Raw genomic sequence first — 8015 nt, forward strand, 5'->3', positions numbered from 1 at the left:
TATGGCAAAAAAGAAAGCAGAAACTCAAAATTTTTCCAAATATATCAGGTGGTTTAGGATTACCATCATAGGCGGTTTATCGCTCCTTGCATTGTTCTTTTTATTAGCGTCTTGGGGAGTTTTTGGTGAAATGCCCGACCATACACGTTTAGAGAATCCTTCTACAAATCTTGCTACCGAAATCATCTCTTCAGATGGCGAACTGTTGGCAAAAATTTACCATAATGATAACCGTACTCCAGTAGACTTTACCGAGTTGCCCGATCATTTGGTCGAGGCTTTGATCGCTACCGAAGATGCGCGTTTTAGGGAGCATTCGGGGATTGACGTTAGAGGTACCTTAAGAGCAATAGTAAAATTAGGTGGCGGCGGAGGTGCGAGTACGATTTCACAGCAATTGGCAAAGCAGCTATTTCATGGTGAAGGCTCAAGAAACATCATGGATAGAATTGCACAAAAAGCGAAAGAATGGATCATTGCCATCCGCTTGGAACGTCAATACACCAAAGAAGAAATTATAGCGATGTATTTCAATATCTATGATTTTGGAAACAATGCGGACGGTATTCGAAGTGCAGCTAGAATTTATTTTGATAAGGAACCAAAAAATTTGGATATCAAGGAAGCGGCAATGTTGGTAGGAATGTTTAAAAACTCGTCGCTTTATAATCCGAGACCTACTCGTAATCCAGAAGGTACTCGAAATCGACGCAACGTCGTTCTGAACCAAATGGAGAAGTACAATTATATTACTTCAAATGTTGGTGATTCCCTTAAGAAATTGGATTTGGGACTGCGTTACAAACCAGAATCCCATCGCGATGGATTAGCAACTTATTTCAGAGCCTATCTTACTGATTTTATGAAAGATTGGATCAAAAATAATCCAAAACCAGACGGTACAGGACTTTACAGTTTGTATGATGATGGTTTAAAAATTTATACGACGATTGATTCCCGAATGCAACAATATGCTGAAGATGCTGTTCACGAACATATGGCGCAATTGCAGAAAGAATTTTTCCATCAAAATACACCAGACCGCAATAAAACCGCACCGTTTTTAGATTTAAAGCCGGAAGAAATTACAAGTTTACTTAACAGAAGTATGCGTCAGTCTGAGCGCTGGCGAGTGATGAAGGCCAATGGTAAAAGTGATAATGAGATTATTGCCTCTTTTGATAAACCAACGCCAATGACTGTGTTCTCATGGAAAGGGGAAATCGATACGATCATGAAACCAGCGGATTCCATGCGCTATTATAAAACATTTTTGCATGCGGGGATGATGTCCATGGATCCACAAACGGGCCATGTTAAGGCTTGGGTAGGCGGTATCAATTACCGACATTTTCAATATGACCACGTTAAACAAGGGAAGCGTCAGGTAGGTTCTACTTTTAAGCCTTTTGTGTATGCGACGGCTATTGATCAATTGCATTTATCGCCTTGTGATACCCTTCCAAATACAAGAATAACGATCGAAGCTGGCAAATTTGGAAATCCGTTGCCATGGAGTCCTGAGAACTCTGATCGTAAATATGGAGGATTTAAAACTTTAAAGAGAGCCTTAGCCGAATCAATTAATACCATTACGGCGCGCTTGATGGATCAAGTAGGTCCTCAACCTGTTATTGATATGGCGAAAAATTTAGGAATTGAATCCGATATGCCTGCAGTACCTGCAATTGCGCTAGGAACTCCAGATTTGAGCGTTTATGAAATGGTCGCGGCGTATGCAACCTTTGCGAATAAGGGCGTATATAACGAGCCGGTGATGGTCCTGCGCATTGAAGATAAAAACGGAACGATTCTTTACCAAGTGACACCCGAATCAAAAGATGTGTTGAGTGAGGAGGTCGCCTATGTAACGACCAATTTACTGGAAGGTGTTACACAGGGAGGGTCAGGAGCGCGTTTAAGGACAGTTGGTGCTGATAAATATAATAATGTTTATAAGGAAGTCATGACCGGCTATCCTTATGCCTTTACAAACCCCATTGCTGGTAAAACAGGAACCACACAAAACCAAAGTGATGGCTGGTTTATGGGGATGGTGCCGAATTTGGTCACTGGCGTTTGGGTTGGCGGCGAGGAGCGTGCCACGCATTTTAAAAGTATCGCTTACGGTCAAGGCGCGACTATGGCCCTGCCAATTTGGGGACTATATATGAAGAAGTGCTATGCCGATAAATCCCTTGATGTTTCCACCGCAGAGTTTGAACGTCCTGCCAATCTTACCATAAATGTAGATTGTAATAGGAGAAACGATTTTGACTCGTCTGATTCAGATGGCTTTGATGACCGATTAGATTTCTAGTTTTAATTTATATCCTATAGCTAAAAAGCCCATTCAGAATGATTTTTTCATTTTGAATGGGCTTTTTAATTCATTATAATTGATATTAAATTAGTTGATATTTTAAATAAACCCAGCAGAATCATCTTGTTTGAGGCATCAATTTTTTATAAGGTTATAAAAGTATTGAAATAAGAATTTATGATTTTAGAATTGAAACTTTTTTGTCGTTCTCGTCTTTTCAGATACATTTAAAGAAATAAAAAAATTCAATTTCATTTAAGTCACACCCTCTTAAAACCTAAATCATTTTAGATTGGTTTTTATATTTCGTAATTTTCAAACTCCTAAAAAAAGTATTCATGATTAATAAAAAAGTAGCCAGCGTTACAGAAGCCATGTACGATGTTAAGGACGATATGACCCTTATGGTCGGTGGTTTTGGACTTTGCGGTATTCCTGAAAACGCAATCAATAATCTCGTCAAGATGAACGTAAAAGGCTTGACCTGTATTTCCAATAATGCTGGGGTCGACGATTTTGGTTTGGGCTTGTTACTGCACAAGCGCCAAATCAAAAAAATGATTTCCTCGTATGTGGGAGAAAACCAAGAATTTGAACGTCAAATGCTGAGTGGGGAACTGCATGTGGAGCTCGTGCCACAAGGAACACTTGTGGAACGCTGTAGAGCTGCCCAATCGGGCTTCCCGGCCTTTTTTACACCAGCAGGTTACGGAACTGAAGTTGCCGAAGGTAAAGAGGTCCGCGAATTCAATGGGAAAATGTATGTCATGGAAGAAGCTTTTAAAGCCGATTTTGCTTTCGTTAAAGCCTGGAAGGGCGATGCTGCCGGCAATTTGATCTTTAAAGGCACGGCGCGAAACTTTAATCCATCCATGTGTGGCGCCGCAAAAATTACCGTTGCTGAGGTGGAGGAACTGGTTCCTGTTGGAAGTTTAGATCCTAATCAAATCCATATTCCTGGCATATTTGTCCAACGTATTTTTCAGGGGGAAAACTATGAAAAACGCATTGAACAATTGACGGTTCGAAAAAGGGCGTAAGTGTTTAAATTTTGACAACGTCAAAACTATTTCACGTGCAGTTAATGAAGTAGCTTGAAACTGTGCTCAGAATATATAAAATGGAGATAAAAGTATAAATTGATGAGATCCCCGCCTTCGCGAGGATGAAATAACTATAAAGAAATGTTAGATAAAATAGGAATCGCAAAACGCATCGCACAAGAAGTTCAGGATGGCTATTATGTCAATCTTGGGATCGGTATTCCAACTTTGGTTGCTAATTACGTAAGAGATGGGATAGAAGTGGAGTTTCAAAGCGAAAATGGCGTTTTGGGCATGGGACCTTTCCCTTTTGAGGGAGAAGAAGATGCCGATTTGATTAATGCCGGAAAACAGACAATTACGACTTTACCAGGTGCCAGTTTTTTTGATTCGGCCATGAGTTTCTCTATGATTAGAGGACAGCACGTCGATCTGACCATTTTAGGAGCCATGGAAGTTTCTGAAGATGGCGATATTGCCAATTGGAAGATTCCTGGCGTGATGGTAAAAGGTATGGGCGGTGCCATGGATTTAGTAGCAAGTGCACAAAATATCATAGTGGCCATGATGCATACCAATAAAGCAGGAGAATCCAAATTACTCAAAAAATGTTCCTTGCCCTTGACAGGTGTGGGCTGTGTGAAAAAAATAGTGACCAACTTGGCTGTTTTGGAAATAACCGATCAAGGGTTTAAATTGTTGGAGCGAGCTCCAGGAATATCGGTAGAAGAGATTATAAAAGCGACCGAAGGGAAGTTGATTGTAGAAGGAGATATCCCAGAAATGGTCTTATAGAAGTTATATTTAAAACTTTATTAGTCGGCAATACACGAATCCGTTGAGAGAACGATTTGTGTATTGTTGGCTTTTTTTATTCAGAGAAATTCGTTACAATTTCACTCAATTATCACAAGAAAATCACTTGTAGGAATTATCTCTATAACATGGATAAAATGTTAAAATTATATGTATTTTGTCGAATAATAATGTGTTTTGACTGATTTGTGAAAAAAATATTAGATATTTACGAAACGCAATAAAAATAACCTATTTATTAACTTTAATAAAATCGTAACTTTTTTTGTCCCAAATATTACCATAAACCTAACTTGTGATTAGCCTCAAATCTACCATAACTTTTGACTTATGAACAGTGCCCCAAATCTACCAAGACCTACTTTTTTTGAAAACAAATTATTTCAGTCTTTTCAAAAAACATTCAGATTACTTAAAGGAATCTTAATGCTCACGAAAAAAATATTCATGCTCTAACCAGAGCCCCAAGGTAAAGTATGAATTTTTTTGTGAGTTTATTCTTATTTAGGAAACTATTTTGAATGCTGAAATCTCAGGAGATGCCTTAAAAGTATTCTAATTCAACTTTATTCATGCTGCATAAAGATGTGGCAATGCACACCTTCTACCCCTATATTCCGAAGGGAAACGACATTCCTAAAATATTCTAAGCTGCTAGTCTTTTGCATTAAAGGACAAGAGTTATTTCCAGAGCTAAAATTATTTTCGGTATGAACACGAAATCGATGTAGTAAAATTATGTATTTGTTAAAATTTTAATAACTTTACCTTGAATTTTATAATTCATTTAGCGATCAATCAAAATTCATGAATAAAATATATTTGATACGAGTCGTATTGATGTTTTAACTTCATGTGTTTTGTGAGATTTTGCGTTATCTGCCTTGAGAAAAACTAGATTTTAAGAGGTTAATAACGGCAAACAATTAAAAAATTCATTTCTGGGTTTACTTAGAAATTATAAGGGAATTGAAATTATAACAGAAGGCTAATTCATGTTATTTTTAAAAGTAAGTTCAGATTTAGGTCTGAACTTTTTTTGTTGAGATAAAAGGGTACTTTTTAAAAAGAAGTCTCAAATCTTTCAGAAGTTAGTTAAAGATCAAGGAATATTCTTGGTAAGTACTACAATTTATGCGTGGCATCAAGTTAATTTATACCGGAATAGTTTTATATATCTAAGCTTTTATCTTAATGGCTTATTTTTTTATTTTGAACCATTAAGGATTAAGATTATTAAGGTCGTTCTGTAATCAGGTTAGTTAGCGAAATCGACCCCTAAGCTGATGGCCTTGGGTATTGCTAAATATGAACGATTTCACTTTTCTCCAAAATCGCATCGCCTCGCAATCTTAAGAAGATTTGCGCCACCGCAATTGTGTCCTTTTCGCAATAGATGACGATGCGGTCAAGATCATTTTCTTCATAATATACACGACAAACCTCACTACCATCGATATCATCTTTAGGTGAAGGAATCCCAAGTACGTTTGTCAATAGTTTTAGAGAGGTAAAGTTTTTATAATCGCCAAACTTCCAAAGTTCCAAGGTATCGAGATGCGGAACTTCCCAAGGCTTTTTTCCGAAGAGATTCAATTTATAAGGTAATTCGATATTATGGATGATCATGCGTCTTGCGATATAGGGAAAGTCGAATTCCTTCCCATTATGGGCACATAATAAATGTTTGTTTTGGCTGAAATGTGATAAAATAAGATGATTAAAATCTTTTAATATTTGAATTTCTTCACCATAAAAGGAAGTAACTCTAAAGGTTCGGACATCTTCTTGGAATTTAAAATAGCCCACCGAAATACAGACGATTTTTCCAAACTCTGCCCAGATTCCTGCGCGTTCGTAAAACTCTTCTGCCGAAACTTCCGCGCGTTGATATTTCGATTTGAGATCCCAAAGCTCCTGTTTTGTTTGGTCCAGTTCTGAGAAATGACGTGTTTCCGGAACGGTTTCGATGTCCAGGAACAAAATGTCTTCAAGATTGAGTTTGTTGATCATGCTCACTTCCTGCGAAGGCAGGAATCTTATTAATTAATACCTATCTATTTTTATTCGAAATAAGAATTCTTTTATTTTTAGTATCTAATTCTGTGAGGTCATCACATACGCTTCATCAATAAATGTATAAATGTCTGCGTTAAAAGGATCTTCAGATTCATCAACCTTTAAGGAACGGTTGCCCAAACGCACAATGATCATATTGTCATCTGGTTGCACAATCACATATTGACCTAAATGGCCCCGCATCATAAAAAAGTCTTTTCCCTTATAATCTTGAATCAGCCACCAGCCATAACCATATTGTGGACTTTCAGTGAAACGTGGTGTTACCGATTTTGCCACAAATGCAGAATCTATAATTTGTTTGCCATTCCATTTGCCATGATCCTTGAATAGCTTGCCATATCGCGCAAAATCCTTCGCATTACTGGCGATACAGCAAAAGGCTTTGACCAAATCATGGGCTTTACTGTCCACTTGCCAAAGGGTGGAATTTTCGCTTCCCAAAGGTTTCCAAAAGGATTCTGATAGATAATCATATAGTTTTTTGCCTGTAGCTTTTTCAATGACCATTGCCAACAATTGGGTGTCGCCACTGGAGTATTTATATTTTTGACCAGGATCAGCTTCCATTTTTAAACCTAGAATTACTTTGGCGAGGTCGTCATCAAAATACGCACGCGTCGTAATCGATAATGGGGAATAATAAGCCTCTACCCAATCGGTGCCAGAACTCATGGAAGCCAAATCACCAATGGTCATTTTTGCAGCTCTCCCTTCACTAAATTCAGGAAAGTAATCGCCTACGAGTTGATCCAATCCTTTGATGTGACCTTCTTCTATGGCTTTTTGCATCAATCCTGAAACATAGCTTTTAGCCATGGAGAACGAGTTTGATTTTGAGTTTTCGCCAAATCCTTCATAATAATTCTCAAACCAGATACTATCATTTTTGATGATGACATAGGCGATTGTTCCTAAATCCTTATTGATTTTTTGGAGCGTTTCGGTTTCTGTCACGGAGTTGTAATGGACGTGGTTTGGCCAAGGTTGCGCTGTTCCGTTCGCAACTACTTCATTATCAAATTCTTTAAAATCTTCTAAAAAAGCCGTAGTGTGACCTTTGATATAGATGGATCTCGCTGCTTTTAACAAATAATCAGTGTCTGTGATGTACAAAACGGCTACAGTCAGCACAAGTAAAACAAGGATCCATTTAAGGAATTTTTGAAGAAATTTCATAAGGTTGGTGTTTAGTGGATTAAATATAAGGAATTAACTTGCAAGTTGAATGCAAGACCTCACAGGTTTTAAAAACCTGTGAGGTCTGTCGCTATGTTTAAAACAAACGTTGCTGTTTATATGGACTTTCATGCTCCAATAGCCATTGTTTACGCTGTAATCCTCCGGCATATCCCGTAAGGCTTCCATCACTACCAATAACGCGATGACAAGGAACCACAATCCATAATGGATTTTTGCCGTTGGCATTAGCGACGGCTCTAATGGCTTTGACATCGCCGAGTTGCTGGGAAAGTTGTAAATAGGATATGGTTTTTCCGTAAGGAATGGTTTGGAGTAAGTTCCAGACGTTCTTCTGAAATTCAGTGCCTTCTGGATTTAATTGAAGGTCGAATTGAGTCCGTATGCCTTCAAAATATTCGTTGAGTTGCCGGGCGCAATCTTCAAGTTCTAAAGCAATGATGTCGGTTTCTTTTTCTTCAGAATCCAAAATGGAAATGGAAGCAATACCGTCTTCGTCACGTATCCCCCCGAGCAACTGCATCTTGATTAATGCAATAAGATTATTCAGGTAG

At 38.1% G+C, this 8015-nt stretch carries 6 protein-coding genes; 3 read left to right on the forward strand and 3 right to left on the reverse strand.

Annotated features, from left to right (window positions below):
- Position 1: 1 nt before the first annotated feature.
- The 3 genes from ACOH2D_RS04655 (at position 2) to ACOH2D_RS04665 (ending at position 4161) form a co-directional block, all read left to right on the forward strand.
- Positions 2–2320 (forward strand): penicillin-binding protein 1A, encoded by a 2319-nt coding sequence (locus ACOH2D_RS04655; RefSeq protein ID WP_449534506.1) that lies wholly within the window; start codon positions 2–4, stop codon positions 2318–2320.
- Positions 2321–2661: 341 nt separating this feature from the next.
- Positions 2662–3363, forward strand: a complete 702-nt coding sequence (locus tag ACOH2D_RS04660; RefSeq protein ID WP_449534507.1) for a CoA transferase subunit A — start codon at positions 2662–2664, stop codon at positions 3361–3363.
- Positions 3364–3507: 144 nt separating this feature from the next.
- Positions 3508–4161: a 3-oxoacid CoA-transferase subunit B gene (locus ACOH2D_RS04665; protein ID WP_449534508.1), complete on the forward strand. Its 654-nt coding sequence runs from the start codon at positions 3508–3510 to the stop codon at positions 4159–4161.
- A 1323-nt stretch (positions 4162–5484) separates the two neighbouring features.
- Here the strand turns inward: ACOH2D_RS04665 and ACOH2D_RS04670 are convergent.
- The 3 genes from ACOH2D_RS04670 to ACOH2D_RS04680 form a co-directional block, all read right to left on the reverse strand.
- Positions 5485–6195, reverse strand: coding sequence for a 3'-5' exonuclease (locus ACOH2D_RS04670; RefSeq protein ID WP_449534509.1), 711 nt, complete (start codon positions 6193–6195; stop codon positions 5485–5487).
- A gap of 84 nt (positions 6196–6279) precedes the next feature.
- Positions 6280–7440, reverse strand: a complete 1161-nt coding sequence (locus ACOH2D_RS04675) for a serine hydrolase domain-containing protein (RefSeq protein WP_449534510.1) — start codon at positions 7438–7440, stop codon at positions 6280–6282.
- A gap of 97 nt (positions 7441–7537) precedes the next feature.
- Positions 7538–7984, reverse strand: coding sequence for a methylated-DNA--[protein]-cysteine S-methyltransferase (locus ACOH2D_RS04680; RefSeq protein ID WP_449534515.1), 447 nt, complete (start codon positions 7982–7984; stop codon positions 7538–7540).
- Positions 7985–8015: the final 31 nt, after the last annotated feature.

This window comes from Gelidibacter sp., from assembly GCF_053579655.1.

Excerpts from the sequence above, each read along its gene's own strand:
- ACOH2D_RS04680 (WP_449534515.1), bottom strand. The coding sequence starts at position 7,984 with ATGCAGTTGCTCGGGGGGATACGTGACGAAGACGGTATTGCTTCCATT.
- ACOH2D_RS04665 (WP_449534508.1), top strand. The coding sequence starts at position 3,508 with ATGTTAGATAAAATAGGAATCGCAAAACGCATCGCACAAGAAGTTCAG.
- ACOH2D_RS04655 (WP_449534506.1), top strand. The coding sequence starts at position 2 with ATGGCAAAAAAGAAAGCAGAAACTCAAAATTTTTCCAAATATATCAGG.
- ACOH2D_RS04660 (WP_449534507.1), top strand. The coding sequence starts at position 2,662 with ATGATTAATAAAAAAGTAGCCAGCGTTACAGAAGCCATGTACGATGTT.
- ACOH2D_RS04670 (WP_449534509.1), bottom strand. The coding sequence starts at position 6,195 with ATGATCAACAAACTCAATCTTGAAGACATTTTGTTCCTGGACATCGAA.
- ACOH2D_RS04675 (WP_449534510.1), bottom strand. The coding sequence starts at position 7,440 with ATGAAATTTCTTCAAAAATTCCTTAAATGGATCCTTGTTTTACTTGTG.